General features: G+C 66.1%; 1 pseudogene. It reads right to left on the reverse strand.

The features are described from left to right. Positions 1–248: pseudogene (locus tag AMS67_RS00040) on the reverse strand (Dyp-type peroxidase); the annotation flags it as partial.

Genomic DNA, 248 nt, shown 5'->3' on the forward strand with positions numbered 1-248 from the left:
CGGAAGATCCGCTCGTGAGCCTCGACCGGGCGGGCCCTCGCCATATGGGAGAACTCCGGGATCACCGTGAACCCGATCGGGGTCTTCGCCTCGAAGTCAGGTTCATCGAACTCAGCCGCCGCCCCGTGCGGGCTGCTCGTGAGCGGTGCGCCGTTGGACTGGAACCGGCCGATGGATTGGTCGCGTCCGGAACGGTCGAGACGATCCCACTTGTCCAGATCCATCCGGATCCTACGGATCACCGCCCC

Origin of the sequence: Leucobacter japonicus (assembly GCF_001273855.1) — a bacterium.
GTDB classification, from domain to species: Bacteria; Actinomycetota; Actinomycetes; order Actinomycetales; family Microbacteriaceae; genus Leucobacter; species Leucobacter japonicus.